At 68.5% G+C, this 19,068-nt stretch carries 13 protein-coding genes and 1 tRNA gene; 7 read left to right on the top strand and 7 right to left on the bottom strand.

What is annotated here, in order from left to right:
* Positions 1–36: 36 nt before the first annotated feature.
* The 3 genes from ABLE43_RS08195 to ABLE43_RS08185 all read right to left on the bottom strand — a co-directional run bounded on the left by ABLE43_RS08195 (position 37) and on the right by ABLE43_RS08185 (position 4,103).
* Positions 37–2,901 (bottom strand): class I SAM-dependent DNA methyltransferase, encoded by a 2,865-nt coding sequence (locus ABLE43_RS08195; protein ID WP_348978002.1) that lies wholly within the window; start codon positions 2,899–2,901, stop codon positions 37–39.
* A 224-nt stretch (positions 2,902–3,125) separates the two neighbouring features.
* A tRNA-Gly gene (locus ABLE43_RS08190) sits at positions 3,126–3,199 on the bottom strand.
* Positions 3,200–3,221: 22 nt separating this feature from the next.
* Positions 3,222–4,103, bottom strand: a complete 882-nt coding sequence (locus ABLE43_RS08185; RefSeq protein ID WP_348978001.1) for a LysR family transcriptional regulator — start codon at positions 4,101–4,103, stop codon at positions 3,222–3,224.
* Positions 4,104–4,196: 93 nt separating this feature from the next.
* Here ABLE43_RS08185 and ABLE43_RS08180 point away from each other — a divergent pair, with 93 nt between their 5' ends.
* The 7 genes from ABLE43_RS08180 to ABLE43_RS08150 all read left to right on the top strand — a co-directional run bounded on the left by ABLE43_RS08180 (position 4,197) and on the right by ABLE43_RS08150 (position 13,939).
* Positions 4,197–5,366: an acyl-CoA dehydrogenase family protein gene (locus ABLE43_RS08180; RefSeq protein ID WP_348978000.1), complete on the top strand. Its 1,170-nt coding sequence runs from the start codon at positions 4,197–4,199 to the stop codon at positions 5,364–5,366.
* Entirely contained in the window at positions 5,366–6,961 is a 1,596-nt protein-coding gene (locus ABLE43_RS08175) for a carboxyl transferase domain-containing protein (protein WP_348977999.1), read from the top strand. Before ABLE43_RS08180 ends, ABLE43_RS08175 begins: the two co-directional genes overlap by 1 nt.
* A gap of 5 nt (positions 6,962–6,966) precedes the next feature.
* Positions 6,967–8,820, top strand: a complete 1,854-nt coding sequence (locus ABLE43_RS08170) for an acetyl/propionyl/methylcrotonyl-CoA carboxylase subunit alpha (protein ID WP_348977998.1) — start codon at positions 6,967–6,969, stop codon at positions 8,818–8,820.
* Positions 8,820–9,272 (top strand): MaoC family dehydratase, encoded by a 453-nt coding sequence (locus ABLE43_RS08165; protein ID WP_348977997.1) that lies wholly within the window; start codon positions 8,820–8,822, stop codon positions 9,270–9,272. The genes ABLE43_RS08170 and ABLE43_RS08165 overlap by 1 nt, the downstream gene beginning before the upstream one ends.
* The gene (locus tag ABLE43_RS08160) at positions 9,269–10,120 is read left to right on the top strand and encodes an HpcH/HpaI aldolase/citrate lyase family protein (protein WP_348977996.1); all 852 of its coding nucleotides are present in this window, start codon (positions 9,269–9,271) and stop codon (positions 10,118–10,120) included. Before ABLE43_RS08165 ends, ABLE43_RS08160 begins: the two co-directional genes overlap by 4 nt.
* A gap of 91 nt (positions 10,121–10,211) precedes the next feature.
* Positions 10,212–12,095, top strand: a complete 1,884-nt coding sequence (locus tag ABLE43_RS08155) for a putative bifunctional diguanylate cyclase/phosphodiesterase (RefSeq protein ID WP_425475243.1) — start codon at positions 10,212–10,214, stop codon at positions 12,093–12,095.
* Positions 12,092–13,939, top strand: a complete 1,848-nt coding sequence (locus tag ABLE43_RS08150) for a sensor histidine kinase (protein WP_348977994.1) — start codon at positions 12,092–12,094, stop codon at positions 13,937–13,939. Before ABLE43_RS08155 ends, ABLE43_RS08150 begins: the two co-directional genes overlap by 4 nt.
* Before the next feature lie 154 nt (positions 13,940–14,093).
* Here the strand turns inward: ABLE43_RS08150 and ABLE43_RS08145 are convergent, their stop codons facing one another.
* The 4 genes from ABLE43_RS08145 to cysD all read right to left on the bottom strand — a co-directional run bounded on the left by ABLE43_RS08145 (position 14,094) and on the right by cysD (position 18,971).
* A complete protein-coding gene (locus ABLE43_RS08145; RefSeq protein WP_348977993.1) occupies positions 14,094–15,197 on the bottom strand; it encodes an SET domain-containing protein-lysine N-methyltransferase in 1,104 nt (367 codons plus the stop codon).
* Positions 15,198–15,296: 99 nt separating this feature from the next.
* A complete protein-coding gene (locus tag ABLE43_RS08140) occupies positions 15,297–16,025 on the bottom strand; it encodes a 3'(2'),5'-bisphosphate nucleotidase CysQ (RefSeq protein ID WP_348977992.1) in 729 nt (242 codons plus the stop codon).
* A complete protein-coding gene (gene cysN / locus ABLE43_RS08135; protein ID WP_348977991.1) occupies positions 16,022–17,941 on the bottom strand; it encodes a sulfate adenylyltransferase subunit CysN in 1,920 nt (639 codons plus the stop codon). The genes ABLE43_RS08140 and cysN overlap by 4 nt, the downstream gene beginning before the upstream one ends.
* Positions 17,942–18,059: 118 nt before the next feature.
* Entirely contained in the window at positions 18,060–18,971 is a 912-nt protein-coding gene (gene cysD / locus ABLE43_RS08130; RefSeq protein WP_348977990.1) for a sulfate adenylyltransferase subunit CysD, read from the bottom strand.
* Positions 18,972–19,068: the final 97 nt, after the last annotated feature.

The following is a 19,068-nucleotide window of genomic DNA, read 5'->3' as shown; positions in this document are numbered from 1 at the left end:
CCTTCGATCAAGCGGCCTGCGGAGCGGTCGCCGCCCTCACGCCGCCTTCTTGCCACGCGGCTTGGCCTTCGACCCCTTCGGCCCGGCATTGGCGGTCATCCGGGTGTAGAGGTCGAACAGCTTTTCCAGCCGTTCGGTATCGTTGCGGAAGCGGCGGCCGATATAGATGCGCTCCAGCACCTCGTCATTCTCGTCATGCGCGCGGCGCAGGTCGTCCGGCATGTTGTCCGGGTCGTAGAGGTCGGCGATGGTCGCGGGGAAATGCGCCTCGCGCGCGAGCAGGATGTTCTCGGCGGTGCGGGTGAGATCGGCCTTGTCCTGTTCGGTGAGCTTGGGGACGGGGAAGGTGTTCCAGCCGAGGGTGTTGGAGTAGGAGAAGTCGGTACGCATCCTCGCGCAGACCGTGCCGATCCAGACCCAATGCAACCGTGACGCAACTAGAGCTAGGTTCCAGAGTGGCGCATCGTGAATAGCAAAGCACTTGAAACTCACCACCGCAGGTGCCGAAATAACATCGCAAGGAAGGTACTGCCTATTCTCCGAACTTGTTTGCGGAACTGCGATGAAATAATTCTCCGATTCGACTTGGTCACGAAACCGATATGGTGATTTCACTAAGGCTGCCGCGGTGCTGTCGGTAGGCTTCGCAATGCGGTCTGCAAAAACCGCTTCGAACCGACGTTGAAAATCCGGTACTTCTGACGCTCTTTCGGCATCGGGTTCCCGAACCCAGATGCACATTCGTGGCGTGGCGTAAATCACCTCAGTCGAGCCATAGTACGGTCGGATGAATTCTTCGGATCGCCGGTCTTTTGAAATTATGTCGCGCGCGTCCTGACGAGAAAATATCAAATCAGCTGCGTAATAGGGGTGATTTCCGAAATTCATTTTCGCAAGATCGGATAACGGTACTGATGAGGCATGAACAAATATGTCTTGTGCCGCAGCGAGATAACCATTGATATTCGGAATTATCCGAGCTGTGACGCCATCATCACCCTCTTCGAACAGCGTTGCGCTGGCTAGCGATGCTGAAGCTGACGCAATTCCTACAATAACCACGGTGATTCCGGCGTTATGCGCCGCCAGATTTGCCCATTTGAAAGACGTATGAGCAAAAATAATCTTCTGACCTAGTGCAAGGATCGCTGGCCAAATAATAGGCACCTGTCCACCTTGACAAACGGTATTAGTCGAAACGAACGCAGCCGCGCTGCCCCCAACCTTCAGCAATTGCGCAGCCTTCAGGAACCACCCAGCCACATAATCCAAATTTCCCCAACGTTTCATGATCGGAGAAAAAACCAGTTCTAGATCGGCCTTTTGATCAGATGACTGTTTATTATAGCCAGAATAGGGTGGGTTTCCGCAGAGGTAGGTCTCAGCAGACGCAGCAGGACTTAGCGAACTTTCATCCAACGCCAACCGCCCGGTCGGCCCGCCAAGATCATGCTCCGCCCCCGACGCACCCTGCACCGGCGGACACACCTCCAGCCAGTCCAGCCGCAACGCATTCCCCACCGTGATCTGCCCCGTCTTGTGCAGCGGCAGCACCATCGCGCGCGCTTCCTGCTGGCTGAGGTACAGGCAGTCCGCCTGGAACTCGGCGATCAGCAGCGCGAGGCGGGCGATCTCGGCGGCGAAGCCCTTGATCTCGATGCCGTAGAAGTTGCTCAAGGGGATGACGCTGCGCCGCTCGTCCAGCTTCAGATTGGCCTCGCCGCCCAGCCGCTCGACGATCGCCGCCTCGATCGCGCGCATCTCCTTGTACGCGATGACGAGGAAATTGCCCGATCCGCACGCCGGATCGAACACGCGGATGTGCGCCAGCCGCCGCCGCAGGTTGCGCAGTTTCTGGCGGCTGTCGCCCGCCGCCTCCAGCTGCTCGCGCAGGGAGTCGAGGAACAGCGGGTTCAGCACCTTCAGGATGTTGGGCACGCTGGTATAGTGCATGCCCAGCTCGCCGCGCTCGCCGTCGTCGGCGACCGCCTGGATCATCGATCCGAAGATGTCGGGGTTGATCTCCTTCCAGTCCAGCTCGCCCGCGCGCAGCAGGTACGCGCGCGCGGTGCGGCTGAAGCGCGGGCTTGTCGTCGCGCCGGTGAACAGGCCGCCGTTCACGTAAGGGAAGACGTCGGCATAGGGCCGGATGCCCGCCGCGCGGCGATAGCGGTCGTCGAGATTGCCCTGATGCGTGACCGGCGTGTCCATCGCGCGGAACAGCTCGGTCAGCACCTCGTGCGTGTTGCCCCATTGCCCGTCGCCGCCGCCGTGCCCGGCATGGCTCATCTGCGTGATGGTGGCGGTGAACTGGTTCTCGCGGAAGATGCCGGTATCCTCGGCGAAGAAGCAGAAGATCAGCCGCGCCATGAACTGGTTCAGCGCGTGCCGCCGTTCCTCGGTCGCCCAGTCGGGATTGTCCTTCAACAGCTCGACATACAGCTTGTTGAGCCGCCCCGTCGCCTTCACGTCGATGGGGTTGTTCTTGATCTCCTTGACCGTCGAGATTCCGGCAAGCGGCAGGAAGGTCGCGAAGTGGCGCGGCAGGTCGGCATAGGCGCAGGCGATGACGTCGCCGCCGACCAGATCCTCGGCCTCCACCGTCTCGCCGTCGGTGGCGAGGAGGAACTTGGCCCTGGCGCTGGCGGTCCTGGGGCTGGCGCGCAGCGCGGCGAGCGTCGCGCCGACTTCGCCTGCGGGGGCGATGCCGATATGGATGTTGTTGCGTTGCAGGACGCCGCCGACGTCGGACTGGTTGGTGCCGTTCTTCGTCGCGCGCAGCCGGTCGACGGTCGCCTTCTTCGCACCGAACGCGGTGATGAACTGGTAGGGGAATTCGGCGGCGTCGAACGGCTGCTGGACGAGGTCGGATACGGCTTCTTCGATTTCGACGGCGTTCATCGGGGGCGACGGGTCCAACGTGCTGGCCCGCATCGGCGGGGCTGATTCATCGGCGGACGATAGGTCATGTCCGCCCGATAGTCATCGCCCGTCGTGCCGCGTTCCGCAGGAGGCCCGCCGCGACCCTGCCGCCGTCGAGCCGGAAAGCCGTCGCCGGCCCCGGCTACTCGTCGGGACGTATCCGCGGGACGGAACGGCGGATATATGGGGGTTCAGGCTGCCGGTGGAGCGGGTGAAGGGAATCGAACCCTCGTCGTAAGCTTGGGAAGCTTCTGCTCTACCATTGAGCTACACCCGCGTCGGGCTGGCCGTGTACCGTCTTACGGGGCGGTGCGCAAGCCGGTGTGTGCGAGGGCATCCGCCAGCGCATCGGCGACCGGTTCGGCCAGCAGCGTCGCCGCATCGGCATGCGGCGCGGCCAGCAGCCCCAGCGTGCGGCGATGGGCGAACCCTTCCAGCGGCACCCGCGCCACGCCGGGGCTGCGAAAGCCGTCGGGCATGACGGTGACGCCCAGCCCCGCGCGGACATAGCCGAGCGCGCGGTCGTCGCTGGTGGTGCGCGCGGGGAAGGGCGGGCGGACGCCGCGCGCGGTGAAGAAGCGGCTGGTCTCTCCCAGCAGTTCGCAGTGGCGGCGCACGATCATCGGATCGTCGACCAGCTCCTCCGCCCGGATCTGCGCCCGTCCGGCCAGCCGGTGCGCGGCGGGCAGCGCCAGCGCATAGCCTTCGTCGAGCAGCACCCGTGCGGCGGCGGGCGGATCGTCGTCGCGCAGCGCCAGCAGCGCGAGGTCGATCCGCCCGCGCGCCAGCCGCTCGCGCAGTTCGCGGTCGCGGCCCTCGACGATCTCGATGCGGCGCTCGTCGCCCGTGCGTGCCAGTGCCGCCTCGATCCAGTGCGCGGGCGTGGTGACGAGCACGCCGAGCCGGAGCGTCGCCGCCGTGCCGCTGTCGGCCACCGCGCGCTCGGCCCCGGCGAAGCCCGCCTCGATCGAACGGGCATAGCCGAGCAGCCGCGCACCCGCCGGGGTCAGCGCCACGCGGCGGTTGGTGCGATCGAACAGCGGCCGGCCGAGCGCCTTCTCCAGCTTGGCGATGCCGACCGACAGCGTGGGCTGCGACACGTTGCAGGCCGCAGCGGCGCGCGAGAAATTGCCGCTGTCCACCACGCTCAGGAAATAGCGCAGGTGATAGCGGTCGATCATAGACGCCATCTATAGCATGGCACGCCTTCTTTCAATTTTGGACCGGGGCGGCCTTCGGGTAGCATGACCGCAAAACATAATCCGGAGAGAGACATGGCGGCGCTCGACTTTGCCCTGGGCGAGATGGCGGACACGATCCGCGACACGGTGCGGCGCTTCGCGCGCGACCGGATCGATCCGATCGCGGTGGCGGTCGATGCCGAGGACCGCTTCGCGCGCGAGCTGTGGCCGGTGATGGGCGAGATCGGGCTGCACGGCATCACCGTGGAGGAAGCGGACGGCGGGCTGGGGCTCGGCTATCTCGAACATCTGATCGCGTGCGAGGAGATCAGCCGGTCGTCCGCCGCGATCGGGCTGAGCTACGGCGCGCATTCCAACCTGTGCATCAACCAGATCCGCCGTTGGGCGACCCCGGAGCAGAAGGCGAAGTATCTGCCCAAGCTCATCTCGGGCGAGCATGTCGGCAGCCTCGCCATGTCGGAGGCGGGCGCGGGGTCGGACGTGGTGTCGATGAAGCTGCGCGCAGACAAGGTGGACGGCGGCTGGCGGCTGAACGGCACGAAGTTCTGGATCACCAACGCGGCCTATGCCGACACCTTGGTCGTCTATGCCAAGACGGCGCCCGATGCGGGATCGAAGGGGATCACCGCGTTCCTGATCGAAAAGGGGTTCGCCGGGTTCTCGATCGGGCAGAAGATCGACAAGCTCGGCATGCGCGGGTCGCCGACCGCCGAGCTGGTGTTCGACGATTGCTTCGTGGCGGACGAACAGGTGATGGGGCCGCTGAACGGCGGGGTGAAGGTGCTGATGTCGGGCCTCGACTATGAGCGCGTCGTGCTCTCGGGCATCCAGATCGGGGTCATGCAGGCGTGCCTCGACACGGTGCTGCCCTATGTCCGCGAACGCAGGCAGTTCGGGCGGCCGATCGGCGAGTTCCAGCTGATGCAGGCCAAGGTCGCCGACATGTATGTCGCGCTCAATTCCGCGCGCGCCTATTGCTATGCGGTGGCGAAGGCGTGCGACGCGGGGCAGACGACGCGCTTCGATGCGGCGGGGTGCATCCTGCTGGCGTCCGAAAGCGCGGTGAAGGTCGCCAATGAGGCGATCCAGGCGCTGGGCGGGGCGGGCTATACCAGGGACTGGCCGGTCGAGCGCTACTGGCGCGACGCCAAGCTGCTCGACATCGGGGCAGGCACCAACGAGGTGCGGCGGATGCTGATCGGGCGCGAGCTGGTGTCGCACGACGCCCCGCGGGTGCAGTAATGCCGGTCCTGCGCTCGCTCGCCGATCCGGCGTCCGCCGACTTCGCCGCCAATGCCGCGCACAACCGCGCGCTGCTGGAAGAATTGCAGGCGCGGACGGCGCGCACGGCGCTGGGTGGTCCGGCGCAGCACCGCGCGCGGCATGTCGCGCGCGGCAAGCTGATGCCCCGCGACCGGATCGACCGGCTGCTCGACCCCGGCGCGCCGTTCCTCGAGGTCGCCGCGCTGGCGGCGAACGGGATGTACGACGATGCCGCGCCGGGCGCAGGCGTGATCGTCGGGATCGGCCGGGTGCAGGGCCGCGAGTGCATGGTCGTCGCCAACGATCCGACCGTGAAGGGCGGCGCGTACTTCCCGATGACGGTCAAGAAACACCTGCGCGCGCAGGAGATCGCGCGCGAGAACCGCTTGCCGTGCATCTATCTGGTCGACAGCGGCGGCGCGAACCTGCCGCATCAGGCGGAGGTGTTTCCCGACCGGGAGCATTTCGGCCGCATCTTCTTCAACCAGGCGCAGATGTCGGCCGACGGCATCCCGCAGATCGCCTGCGTCATGGGCAGTTGCACCGCGGGCGGGGCGTACGTCCCCGCGATGGCCGACGAGAGCGTGATCGTGCGCGGGCAGGGGACGATCTTTCTTGCCGGGCCCCCGCTGGTGAAGGCCGCGACCGGCGAGGTGATCTCGGCGGAGGAACTGGGCGGCGGCGATACCCATGGGCGCCGATCGGGCGTGGTCGATCATGTCGCCGAGAATGACGAACATGCGCTGGCCATCGTCCGCGACACCGTGGCCACGCTGAACCGGCCCAAGGCGGTCGATCTCGCGCTGCAACCGCCGCGCCCGCCCAAGCTCGACCCGCAGGAGCTGTACGGCATCGTGCCGCCGGACGTGCGTGCGCCCTATGACGTGCGCGAGGTGATCGGGCGGATCGTCGACGGCTCCGAGTTCCACGAGTTCAAGGCGCTGTACGGCACCACGCTGGTGTGCGGCTTCGCCCATATCTGGGGCATGCCGGTCGCGATCCTCGCCAACAATGGCGTGCTGTTCTCGGAAAGCGCGCAGAAGGGGGCGCATTTCATCGAACTGGCGTGCCAGCGGCGCGTGCCTTTGCTGTTCCTCCAGAACATTTCCGGCTTCATGGTCGGCGGCAAATATGAGGCGGAGGGCATCGCCAAGCACGGCGCCAAGCTGGTCACGGCGGTCGCCACCGCCAGCGTGCCCAAGGTCACCGTGCTGATCGGCGGCAGCTTCGGCGCGGGCAATTACGGCATGTGCGGGCGCGCCTATTCGCCCCGCTTCCTGTTCACCTGGCCCAATGCCCGCATCAGCGTGATGGGCGGCGAACAGGCGGCGAGCGTGCTGGCGACCGTCCACCGCGACGCGGATCGCTGGACGCCGGAGGAAGCCGAGGCGTTCAAGGCGCCGATCCGGCAGAAATACGAGGACGAGGGCAATCCCTATTACGCCACCGCCCGGCTGTGGGACGACGGGATCATCGATCCCGCGCAGACCCGCGACGTGCTCGGCCTCGCCTTTTCCGCCACGCTGAACGCGCCGATCCCCGAGCGCGCGCAGTTCGGCCTGTTCCGGATGTGAGCCCCATGATCCAGAGTCTCCTCATCGCCAATCGCGGCGAGATCGCCCGGCGGATCGTCCGCACCGCGCGGGCGCTGGGCATCCGTACGATCGCGGTGCACAGCGATGTCGATGCGACCATGCCGTTCGTGGCGGAAGCCGACGAAGCGGTGTGCATCGGCACCGCGGCCGCCGCCGACAGCTATCTGCGGCAGGACCGGCTGCTCGATGCGGCACGTACCACGGGCGCGGAGGCGATCCACCCCGGCTATGGCTTCCTGTCGGAGAATGCCGAGTTCGCCGAGGCGGTGGTCGCCGCCGGGCTGGTATGGGTCGGCGCACCCCCGGCAAGCATCCGCGCGATGGGGCTGAAGGATGCGGCCAAGGCGCGGATGATCGCGGCGGGCGTGCCGGTGACGCCCGGCTATCTGGGGGAGGACCAGTCGCCCGAGCGGCTGGCGGCGGAAGCGGAAGCGATCGGCTGGCCGGTGCTCGTCAAGGCGGTGGCGGGCGGCGGCGGCAAGGGCATGCGCCGCGTCGATGCCGCAGGCGACTTCATGGATGCGCTGGAAAGCTGCAAGCGCGAGGCGGCGGCGGCGTTCGGCGACGACCGGGTGCTGATCGAGAAATATATCCGCTCGCCCCGCCATATCGAGGTGCAGGTGTTCGGCGACACCCACGGCCAGGTCGTCCACCTGTTCGAGCGCGACTGCTCGCTCCAGCGGCGGCATCAGAAGGTGATCGAGGAAGCGCCCGCGCCGGGCATGGACGCCGCCACCCGTGCGGCGGTGTGCGACGCGGCGGTGCGCGCGGCCAAGGCGGTCGATTACGTCGGGGCGGGCACGATCGAGTTCATCGCCGACGGATCGCAGGGCCTGCGCGCCGACCGCATCTGGTTCATGGAGATGAACACCCGGTTGCAGGTCGAGCATCCCGTGACCGAGGCGATCACCGGCCAGGATCTGGTCGAATGGCAGTTGCGCGTCGCCTCCGGCGAGCCGTTGCCGCGCGCGCAGCATGACCTGGCGATCACCGGCTGGGCGATGGAGGCGCGGCTCTATGCCGAGAACCCGGCCACCGGCTTTCTGCCCTCGACGGGGCCGCTCGACCGGCTGCGCTTTCCATCCGGCGTGCGGGTGGACAGCGGGGTCGAGGAGGGCGGGGCGGTCACGCCATGGTATGATCCGATGATCGCCAAGCTGATCGTCCACGCCCCCGACCGGCACGCGGCGGCGGCGCGGCTGGCGGGTGCGGCGGGTGCGGTACAGGTCTGGCCGGTCCGGACCAACGCCGCCTTTCTGGCGCGCGCGGCGGCGCATCCCGATTTCGTCGCAGGCCGGGTCGATACCGGCTTCATCGAGCGCCATGCCGACGCGCTGGTGCCGCCGCCCGCGCCGTCGCAGCGGGTGGTCGCGGCGGCGGCGGCGGCGCTGTTGCCGCCCAAGACCGACGATCCGTGGAGCGCGCTTACCGGCTTCCGCCTGCACCGCGCGCCCGAAACGCGGGTGGCGGTCGCGGTGGCCGGGGCCACTCATGTCGTGGCGGCGAAGGCCGATCCGGCGGCGACCGTCGCCGACGGCGTGCTGTATCTGGACGGCGAGGCATGGGGCTTCGGGCCGCCGGGCGTGGCGGGAGCGGGCAGCGCGGCGGAGGGCGATGGCGCGTTGCTCGCCCCCATGCCGGGCCGCATCGTACAGGTGCTAGTGACGCAGGGCGAGGCGGTGACCCGCGGGCAGCGGCTGCTGGTGCTGGAGGCGATGAAGATGGAACAGGCGCTCGTCGCGCCGTTCGACGGCACCGTCGCCGAGCTGACGGCACAGGAGGGCGGGCAGGTCGCCGAATCGACGTTGCTGGCGCGGATCGAACGGGGAGACGGCTGATGGCGGGGCGCTTCTACGACCAGTGGCGGGTGGGCGACCGCATCGTCCATGACATCCGCCGGACGGTGACGGAGACGGACAATCTCCTGTTCTCGACGATGACCCACAATCCGCAGCCGCTGCACCTCGACGCCGAGGCGGCGCGGGCGAGCGAGTTCGGGCAGATCCTCGTCAACGGCACCTTCACCTTCGCGCTGATGGTCGGGCTGTCGGTCGGCGACACCACGCTCGGCACGCTCGTCGCGAACCTCGGCTACGACCAGCTGGTGATGCCCAAGCCCGTCTTCATAGGCGATACGCTGCGCGCCGAGAGCGAGGTCCATGCGCTCAAGGACAGCCGCTCGCGCCCCGATGCGGGGATCGTCACCTTCGCCCATGCCATGTTGAACCAGCGGGACGAAGTAGTGTGCAAATGCCTGCGCAGCGCGCTCCTCAAGCGGTCGGCGGCATGAGGCTGCGCTCGCTGCTGTTCGTGCCGGGCGACCGGCCGGAACGCTTCGCCAAGGCAGCGGCGAGCGGGGCGGATGCGCTGATCCTCGACCTCGAGGATTCGGTCGCGCCCGCCGCCAAGGATGCCGCGCGCGCGGCGGTGGCGGCGGACCTTGCCCAAGCCCCGGAAGTGCCGCGCTTCGTGCGGGTCAACCCGCCGGGGTCGGAATACATCGCGGGCGACCTTGCGCTGCTGGCGGGCTTGCGTCCGGCGGGTGTCGTGCTGCCCAAGGCCGAGGGGGCCGGGACGGTGGCGACCCTCGCCGCGCGGCTGGCCGAGGCGGGAATCGACGTCCCGATCCTGCCGATCGCGACCGAGACGCCCGCCGCGATCTTCGCGCTGGGCAGCTACGGAGCGGTTGCGGATCGTCTGGCCGGGCTGACCTGGGGTGCGGAAGACCTGCCCGCCGCGATCGGCGCGGCCACTGCCCGCGAGGACGACGGCAACTATACCGCGCCCTATGCCATGGTCCGTGCCCTCGCGCTGTTCGCCGCCCATGCCGCCGGCGTCGCGGCGATCGAGACGGTCTATCCCGCCATCCGCGACACCGATGGCCTTACCGCCTATGCAAGGCGCGCGGCGCGCGACGGTTTCACGGGGATGATGGCGATCCATCCCGCGCAGGTGCCGATCATCAACGCCGCCTTCACCCCCGATGCGGCGCAGGTCGCGGCGGCACGGGCGATCGTCGCCGCCTTCGCCGCCGCGCCGGGGGCAGGCGCGCTACAGGTGGACGGGCGGATGGTCGACGCCCCGCATCTGAAGCAGGCACGGCGGCTGCTGGCGCGTGCCGGGATCGATGCGGTCTGACGAAACGCGGGCGGGACCGGTCGATTTCGGGACGGCGCCTGCTTAACCGCGCCTTTACCCTGATGCCGGTACGTCTCCTCGCATGACGGATATGGGAGCGAGCGCGGTGCGGATCTTGATCGTGGACGACGAACCGGCGGTGCACGATGCCTATCGCCGGTCGTTCCACCGCAGCGACACCGGCGACGCACTGGCGCAGATGGCGGCCGAGCTGTTCGACGACGTGGACGAGGCGACCGGGGACGATACGCTCGACTTCCTGTTCACCCATCACGCGCAGGGCCTCGACGCCGTGGCCGAGGTCGAGCGGTCGGTGGCGATCGGCGATCGGTTCGCGGTCGCCTTCATCGACGTGCGCATGCCGCCCGGCATCGACGGGCGCGAGACGGCGATGCGCATCCGCGCGATCGATCCCGAGATCCAGCTGGTGATCGTCACCGGCTATTCGGATTTCTCGCCGCTGGAGATCAGCCGGGTGGCGGGGCCGCCCGACAGGATCTTCTACATCGCCAAGCCGTTCGAGGTGGAGGAAATCCTCCAGACCGCGACCGCGCTGTCGCACCGCTGGCAATCGGACCGCGCGCTGGCCGAGATGCGCGCCGCGCTGGCCGCGAAGGTGGTGCAGCTGGAGGAACAGGCGCTCGAACTCGCGGCGAACGAGAGCAAGGCCATCCACATGGCCAACCACGACGTGCTGACGGAAGCGCCCAACCGCCTCGCCTTCCTGCGCACGCTGACCGATCAGGTGCGCAGCCCCGGCACCTTTGCGATGGCGATGATCGATCTCGACCGGTTCAAGCTGGTCAACGACACGCTCGGCCATCTGGCGGGGGACGAGCTGATCCGCATGACCTGCGCGATCCTGACCGAACAGGTCGCGGGGCACGGCTTCGTCGCGCGGCTGGGCGGCGACGAGTTCGGCGTGCTGCTGCCCGTCACCGGCGAGGACGATGCGGTGATGCGCTGCGAACGGCTGGTGCAGGCCTGCTCGACCAGCTTCCGCGTGTTCGGCCATTCGGTGCAGGGCGCGGCATCGGTCGGCGTGGTGATCGTCGAGGGCGAGCAGGGTCGCGAGCCGGTGGACGTGATGCGCCGCGCCGATCTGGCGCTCAACGAGGCGAAGCGGTCCGGGCGCGGCGTCGTGCGGGTGTTCGACGACAGCATGGACGAATCGATCCGCTTCCGCCGCCAGATCGAAGGGGGGCTGAGCCAGGCGATCGCCAACGGCGAGCTGAGCCTCGTCTACCAGCCGATCGTCGCGCGCGATTCGCTGGACGTCATCGCGTTCGAGGCGCTGCTGCGCTGGAACAGCCCGACCTACGGCATCATCAGCCCCGCCATGTTCATCCCGATCGCCGAGGAATCGAACCTGATCCACGAGCTGGGCGACTGGGTGATCGATACCGCGCTCGCCATGCTGCCCAACTGGCCGGGGCAATATGTCTCGGTCAACTTCTCCCCGCGCCAGTTCCGGCGGCAGAATTTCGTTGGCCATGTGATGGAGAAGGTGCAGCGCTCCGGCCTGCCCGCCAACCGGCTCCAGATCGAGATCACCGAGACCGCGATCTTCGACAACGCCGAACGCGCCGCCGACACGCTCTACAAGCTCCGGCAGATGGGCTTCCGCATCGCGCTCGACGATTTCGGCACCGGCTATTCGTCGCTCTACAACATCCGCAAGTTCGCGCTCGATTGCCTGAAGATCGATCGCAGCTTGATCGACGGCATGGGCCGGGAGCGCGAGAGCGCGGCGATCGTCCATTCGATCATCCATCTCGGCCGCGCGCTGGGCCTCGAGGTCGTGGCCGAGGGCGTGGAAACCGACGCGCAGGTGCAGGCGCTGCGCGTCGCGGGCTGTTCGCATCTTCAGGGCTATCACCTGTCGCGGCCCGTCGTCGCCGCCACCGCGATCGACATCGCCCACCACGGCCTGCCGCAGTTGCGGATGCCGATGACCGGCACCTACGGCGGATGATCCGCCTGCGACGCCGGCCCGCGCCCCGGTCGCTCGGGGCCAAGCTGTTGTGGATGCTGAGCGCGATCGGCGTCGGGAGCGCGCTGGCGATCATGGCGATGCTGGCGGTCGTCATCACCCCCAGCTTCGACCGGCTGGAGGAAGCGGCGGTGCAGGGCCATGTCGAGCGCACCCGCGCCGCGCTGGCCGAATTCGCCGGAAAGGTGGAAAGCGCCGCGCGCGACTATGGCGACTGGAACGACAGCTATGCCTATATGGCGCAGCCGACGCCCGCGTTCGAGCGCGACAGCTTCTCGGTCCTCGCCATGGCCAATCTCGGCATGGACGGCATGGCCTATCTCACGCCCGAACGGCGGGTGGTGATCGCGCGCTGGGTCGATCCCGGCGCAGGGCGGGACGTGCCCGCGATGCGCGCGCGCCTCGTCGATGCGGTGCGCGCGATCGACCTGAACGCACGGCTCGGCACGCGCAGTTCGGCGAGCTTCTATGTCCGCCTCGGCGACCGGCTGAGCGCGGTCGGCGTTGCCCGCGTCCGGCGCAGCGACGGCAGCGGCACACCGCGCGGCTTCGTGCTGATGGCGCGGGCGATCTCGTCGAAACAGCTGGCCGGGCTGGTGCAGCTGCCCGCTACCATCCGCTTCGATACGCAGGGGGCGGCATGGCGGCAGGCGGTGCGCGACCATGACCTGCAGGTCGCGGTGCCGATCGCCGGCGCGGACGGTCGCCCGGTCGCCGATTCCGCCTTCACCGTGCCGCGCGACCTGACCACCATCGGGCGCAAGATGCTGCTGCTGGCGGCGGGCGGGACCGTCGTCCTGATCGCGCTGATGCTGGCGGTGCTGACGCGGATGATCGCGCGGCTGGTGCTGCGCCCGCTCGCGCGGATCGAGCGGCACATGCAGACGGTGCGTGCGTCGGGCACGATGCGGGTGCTGGAGGAAGAGCGCCGCGACGACGAGATCGGCTCGCTCGTCACCAGCTTCAACGCGATGCTGCGCCAGCTGAACGACCTGTCCGAACAGCTGGAGGCGCAGTCGTTCCGGCTGGGCCGCTCGGAAAGCGCGGTGGCGGTGATGCACAATGTCCGCAACGCGCTGTCGCCGATCAGCACGATCCTTTCGCACGGCCTCACCCAGCCGCCGGTCACCGACCGGCTGCTGCTCGACCGCGCGGTCGCCGAACTGGCGCAGGACGGGGTGGCACCGGCGCGGCGCGCGAAGCTGGCCGGGTTCGTCGCCGCCGCGACCGAGGCGGCGGCGAAGGCGCGGGCCGACCGGCTCCAGCAGCTGGAGATCGGGCGGGCGGCGCTGCACAACGTCCTCGACATCATCGGCGAACAGCAGCAGGCGGCGCACGCCCGGCCGCCGCTCGACCCGTGCGACGTGACCGACATCGTCGCGCGCAACGCCGCGATCGCACGCTATTCGGGCGAACATTCGGTCGCCTTCTCCTTCCCGTCGCAGCCCTATTGGGTGCTCGCCAACCGGGTGATCCTGAGCCAGGTGATCGGCAACATCTTCGGCAACGCCGCCGAATCGATCGCGGCCCGGCCGGGCGAGGGCGGGCAGATACTGGTGACGATCGCGGAGGCGGAGTCGCTCGTCACCGTCACCATCGCCGATGACGGCGAGGGGTTCGATCCGGCGCAGGCCCCGCTGCTGTTCCAGCGCGGCTATTCGACGCGGCGGCACAAGTCGGGCGGCCTCGGGCTGCACTGGTGCGCCAATTCGATGGTGGCGATGGGCGGCACGCTCCACCTCGACAGCGAGGGGCCGGGCAAGGGGGCGCAGGCGGTGCTGACGTTGCAGGCGGCGGAGGTCATGCGGATCGGGGCGGCGGCCTGAGGGCCGTATCGGACCGGTCAACCTGCCAGTCCGTTCGTCCCGAGTAGCCATTGAGCTTGTCGAAATGGCGTATCGAGGGACCGCGTGGAACAGATGCTTCGATACGGGCCTTCGACAGGCTCAGTCCCTACTCAGCACGAACGGATGCGTCCGATCAGGACACCACCGACAGCCGCACCGGCACGCCCCGATCCGTCTCCGCCTCCTCCGCCAGATAGGGCGCCACCACCCCCCGCGCGCGATACCAGCGGCGACGTTCGGGGCTCAGCCCCAGGAATCCGCCGATCAGCCCGCGACAGCCGGGTGCGCGGCACTGGCACACCATCCGCCAGTCGCCCGGCCCCAGCGTGGTCGAATAGTCCCACGTCACCTCTTCCCCCGCCGCGATCGGGCGCAGCGCGATCAGGCGGATGCGGTCGCCGTCGAACCGCAGCCCGGCATTGGGATCGCAGCTGTGGTTGACCAGATCGTCGATCCGCCCCGACGGCCCGAGATACTCGTCGGCGGCGACCTGCACATAACGGTCGCTGTGCCCCAGCAGGTGGCGCGGCACCCGCGCGGCACGGCAGCGCCGCCCGGTGAAGCGAAACAGCACCGCGCCTTCGGGAATGGCGAGGCTGGCGAACACCGCCTTGCCGAGGTGGTTGGTCGCGACATGGAAGCGTTCGGCCACGTCGTCGCCGCGCGTCTGGTCCGCGCGGTGGCTGCCCCACAGCACCAGTGCCCAGACGGTCGCATGCGCGGCGAATTCCACGACCAGATAGGCGAGCTCGCCCAGCCCGCCGCCGCGATGCGCCTCGACCGCGACCAGCAAGGTCGCCAGATCGCCGATCGTCCACAAGCCCCACGCGGGCGAGCGTTCGCGCTGCGGATCGCTCCATGCCGAGGCCCAGGTCGGCCAGAAGCTGACCGGCACCGCCGCCACCACCAGCATATGCGCCCAGAAGGCGTCGTGGAACACCAGCCACAGCAGCAGCGCGCCGATCCCCGCCCCGATGCACGCCATCTCGGTCGGCGTCGGCGCGGCCCAGGACGACCGCCGCCAGATGCCGAGCGTTACCGCGACGCAGGCGACCGCCGACAGCAGCAGCACGACCGTCTGCACCGCCTGCGGGTTGACCGCGCCATAGGTTGCCGCCTCGATCGCCGTCGCCGCGCTCCAGATCAGCCACGAGGCGCGGTTGGGCTCGACCAGGTCGCGCCGGAGCGCGCGCAGATACACCGCATAGCCGGCGAAGTTCGCTGCGAGCGCTACCATGATCCAAGGCTCGATCGCCACGCCGCATCCCCCCTGTAGGGCAGGGTTATCAAGCGTGGTTAACGGCGTCCAGAGGCGTAACGATCGATTCGCCCTGGGTCAGCGCCCGGCGACGAGCGCGAGGATATGGTCGGCGGCTTCCCGGCGGCAGATCAGCAGATCGGGCAGCCAGGTGTCGTGGCAGTTGTACACGAGCGGCGTCCCGTCGATCCGCGAGGCGTGCAGCCCCGCCGCCAGCGCCACCGCGACCGGGGCGCAACTGTCCCACTCATATTGGCCGCCCGAATGGAGATAGATGTCGGCCTCGCCGCGGATCACCGCCATCGCCTTGGCCCCCGCCGATCCCATCGGCAGCAGTTCGGCGTCCAGCGCCTGTGCGACGTGCAGCGCCTCGGGCGCGGGGCGGGTGCGGCTGACGACCATGCGCGGCCGGGCCGGGGCGGGGGGCACGAAGGGGGCGGGTTCGGTCGCCAGCACCTGTCCCAGCGCGGGCAGCGCCACCGCGCCGGTCATCGCCCGCCCGCCGCGTGCCAGCGCGACATGCACCGCCCAGTCGTCGCGCCCCTCGGCATATTCGCGCGTGCCGTCGAGCGGGTCGACGATCCATGTCTCCTCCGCCTGGCAGCGCAGCTTGTCGTCGGCCGATTCCTCGGAGAGGATGAACGCGCCGGGCCGTTCGGTGCGCAGCCGTTCGAGGATCAGCGCATTTGCGGCGCGATCGCCGCGCTCGCCCAGCGCCTTGCCGGTCTCCCGCCCCTCCGCGCGGATGGCGAGCAGCAGCTTGCCCGCCTCCGCCGCGATCGCCGCCGCCAGCAGCGCGTCGCTCACAGCACGGGTGCCCAGATGCCGAGGATATGCTCGACGATCCGCTCGGCGGCGGCCTCGGGCGTCTCGCGGGTCGTATCGACGCGGATATCGGGGTCGAGCGGCGGCTCGTACGGGCTGTCGATGCCGGTGAAGTTGGCCAGCTTGCCGCTGCGGGCCTTGGCGTACAGGCCCTTGACGTCGCGCGCCTCCGCGACGCTGAGCGGCGTATCGACGAACACCTCGACGAATTCGCCGGGCGGCAGGATCGAGCGCGCCAGATCGCGCTCGGCACGGAACGGCGAGATGAAGGCGGTGAGCACGATCAGCCCGGCGTCGGCCATCAGCTTGGCCACCTCGCCGACGCGGCGGACATTCTCGACCCGATCGGCATCGGTGAAGCCGAGGTCGCGGTTCAGCCCGTGGCGCACATTGTCGCCGTCGAGCAGGAAGCTGTGCTTGCCGAGCGCGTGCAGCTTCTTCTCGACCAGATTGGCGATGGTCGACTTGCCCGATCCCGACAGGCCGGTGAACCACAGCACCTTCGGATGCTGGTTCTTCTGCGCGGCATGCGCCTGCCGGGTGATGTCGACCGACTGCCAGTGGATGTTCTGGCTGCGGCGCAGGCTGTAATCGATCATGCCCGCCGCGACGGTCGCGTTGCTGAACTTGTCGATCAGGATGAACGCGCCGAGATCGCGGTTGTCGCCGTACGGCTCGAACGCGATGCCGCGGTCGGTGAACACGTCGGCCACGCCAATATCGTTCAGCGCCAGCGTCTTGACCGACAGTTCGGCCAGCGTGTTGACGTCGATCGCATGGCGCGGCGGCTGCACCGTCGCCGAGACGGTGCCCGCCGCGGTCTTCAGCCAATAGCCGCGCCCGGGCAGCAGCGGCTCGCCATCCATCCACACGATGGTCGTGCGGAACTGGTCCGCCACCTGCGGCGGGGCATCGGCGGCGGCGATCACGTCGCCGCGCGAACAGTCGATCTCGTCCGCCAGCGTCAGCGTGACCGACTGTCCCGCGACCGCCTCCGGCAGATCGCCGTCCATCGTCACGACCCGCGCCACGCGCGAGGTCCGGCCCGACGGCAGCACGCGGACCGCATCGCCGGGGCGGATCACGCCGCCCGCGATCGTCCCCGCAAACCCGCGGAAGTCGAGGTTGGGGCGGTTGACCCACTGCACCGGCAGGCGGAACGGTTGCGCGGTCGCCGCATCGCCGTCCAGCGCGACGGTTTCGAGATGCTCGATGAGGGCGGGGCCATCGTACCACGGCGTGTTGGGCGACGGCGCGGTGATATTGTCGCCCCTGAACCCCGACAGCGGAATCGCGGTAAACGCCGCGATGCCGATCGATCCGGCGAAGACGCGATAGTCGGCGACGATGCGGTCGAACGTCGCCCGGTCATAGCCGACGAGGTCCATCTTGTTCACCGCCAGCACGATATGGCGGATGCCGATCAGGTGCGCGAGGTAACTGTGCCGCCGCGTCTGGGTCAGCACGCCCTTGCGCGCATCGATCAGGATGACCGCGAGGTCGGCGGTCGATGCGCCGGTCACCATGTTGCGGGTATATTGTTCGTGGCCGGGCGTATCGGCGACGATGAACTTGCGTTTCTCGGTCGCGAAGAAGCGATAGGCGACGTCGATGGTGATGCCCTGCTCGCGCTCGGCGGCGAGGCCGTCGACCAGCAGCGCGAAGTCGATCTCGCCCCCCTGCGTGCCGACGCGCTTCGAATCGCTCTCCAGCGCGGCCAGCTGATCCTCGAAGATCATCTTGCTGTCATAGAGCAGCCGCCCGATCAGCGTCGACTTGCCGTCGTCCACCGATCCGCAGGTGATGAAGCGCAGCAACGACTTGCGCTGGTGCTGTGCCAGATAGGCGTCGATATCGGCGGCGATCAGCGCGTCGGGGGTATAGGCGGGGGCGTTCATCGTGTCCGTCACCCCGGCGAAGGCCGGGGTCTCCCTGGAATAAAGGGTGTTCTTGCGGCGGGGAGCCCCGGCCTGCGCCGGGGTTGACGCTTCGTCACGCTACGCATGACGTGGCGCGTCAAAAATACCCTTCCTGCTTCTTCTTCTCCATGCTCGCCGATCCGGCGTCGCGGTCGATCGCGCGGCCCTGCCGTTCCGAGGTGGTGGTCAGCAGCATCTCCTGAATGACGTCGCTCAGCGTCGCCGCCTCGCTCTCCACCGCGCCGGTCAGCGGATAGCAGCCGAGCGTGCGGAAGCGGATCGAGCGTGTCGTCGGCACCTCGCCGGGGTTCAGGCGGAACCGGTCGTCGTCGACCATCAGCAGCATCCCGTCGCGCTCGACGGTCGGGCGGGGTGCCGCGAAGTAGAGCGGCACGATCTCGATATTCTCGGCGAGGATGTACTGCCAGATGTCGAGTTCGGTCCAGTTGGACAGCGGAAAGACGCGGATCGATTCGCCCTTCGCCTTGCGCGCATTATACAGGTGCCACAACTCCGGCCGCTGCGCCTTGGGATCCCAGCGGTGGTTGGCGGAGCGGAACGAGAAGATGCGCTCCTTGGCGCGGCTCTTCTCCTCGTCGCGCCGCGCGCCGCCGAACGCCGCGTCGAACCCGTACTGGTCGAGCGCCTGCTTCAACCCCTCGGTCTTCCACAGATCGGTGTGGAGGCTGCCGTGATCGAACGGGTTGATCCCGCGCGCCCTGGCGTCGGGGTTGTGGTGGACCAGCAACTCCATCCCCGCGTCGCGCGCCGCCTTGTCGCGCAGGTCGTACATCGCGCGGAACTTCCACGTCGTGTCGACATGCAGCAGCGGGAAGGGCGGGGGCGCGGGGAAGAACGCCTTCTTGGCGAGGTGCAGCATCACCGCCGAATCCTTGCCGACCGAATAGAGCATCACCGGGCGTTCGGCCTCGGCGACGACTTCGCGCAGGATGTGGATGCTCTCGGCTTCCAGCCGCTGGAGATGGGTGAGGGTCGCGGGGTTCGTCATGATCCCGCGTCAGTTAGGGATCGCGGGGCGGCGGACAAAGCAAGCATTACTGCATGCTGCCCCGCCTCGGGCTTTGCACCATGGGTCGGGGAGCGCA

This window comes from Sphingomonas silueang (assembly GCF_040049155.1).
Classification (GTDB): domain Bacteria; phylum Pseudomonadota; class Alphaproteobacteria; order Sphingomonadales; family Sphingomonadaceae; genus Sphingomonas; species Sphingomonas silueang.
Note: the sequence above shows the minus strand (reverse complement) of the source record. Positions and strands in the feature narration are given on the sequence as shown.

Bases quoted from the DNA above. Each gene is read 5' to 3' on its own strand.
- ABLE43_RS08180 (WP_348978000.1), top strand. From the start codon at position 4,197: ATGGCGGCGCTCGACTTTGCCCTGGGCGAGATGGCGGACACGATCCGC.
- cysD (WP_348977990.1), bottom strand. From the start codon at position 18,971: ATGACGAACCCCGCGACCCTCACCCATCTCCAGCGGCTGGAAGCCGAG.
- ABLE43_RS08175 (WP_348977999.1), top strand. From the start codon at position 5,366: ATGCCGGTCCTGCGCTCGCTCGCCGATCCGGCGTCCGCCGACTTCGCC.
- ABLE43_RS08165 (WP_348977997.1), top strand. From the start codon at position 8,820: ATGGCGGGGCGCTTCTACGACCAGTGGCGGGTGGGCGACCGCATCGTC.
- ABLE43_RS08185 (WP_348978001.1), bottom strand. From the start codon at position 4,103: ATGATCGACCGCTATCACCTGCGCTATTTCCTGAGCGTGGTGGACAGC.
- ABLE43_RS08170 (WP_348977998.1), top strand. From the start codon at position 6,967: ATGATCCAGAGTCTCCTCATCGCCAATCGCGGCGAGATCGCCCGGCGG.
- ABLE43_RS08160 (WP_348977996.1), top strand. From the start codon at position 9,269: ATGAGGCTGCGCTCGCTGCTGTTCGTGCCGGGCGACCGGCCGGAACGC.
- ABLE43_RS08145 (WP_348977993.1), bottom strand. From the start codon at position 15,197: ATGGTAGCGCTCGCAGCGAACTTCGCCGGCTATGCGGTGTATCTGCGC.
- ABLE43_RS08150 (WP_348977994.1), top strand. From the start codon at position 12,092: ATGATCCGCCTGCGACGCCGGCCCGCGCCCCGGTCGCTCGGGGCCAAG.
- ABLE43_RS08195 (WP_348978002.1), bottom strand. From the start codon at position 2,901: ATGAACGCCGTCGAAATCGAAGAAGCCGTATCCGACCTCGTCCAGCAG.
- ABLE43_RS08155 (WP_425475243.1), top strand. From the start codon at position 10,212: ATGGGAGCGAGCGCGGTGCGGATCTTGATCGTGGACGACGAACCGGCG.
- cysN (WP_348977991.1), bottom strand. From the start codon at position 17,941: ATGAACGCCCCCGCCTATACCCCCGACGCGCTGATCGCCGCCGATATC.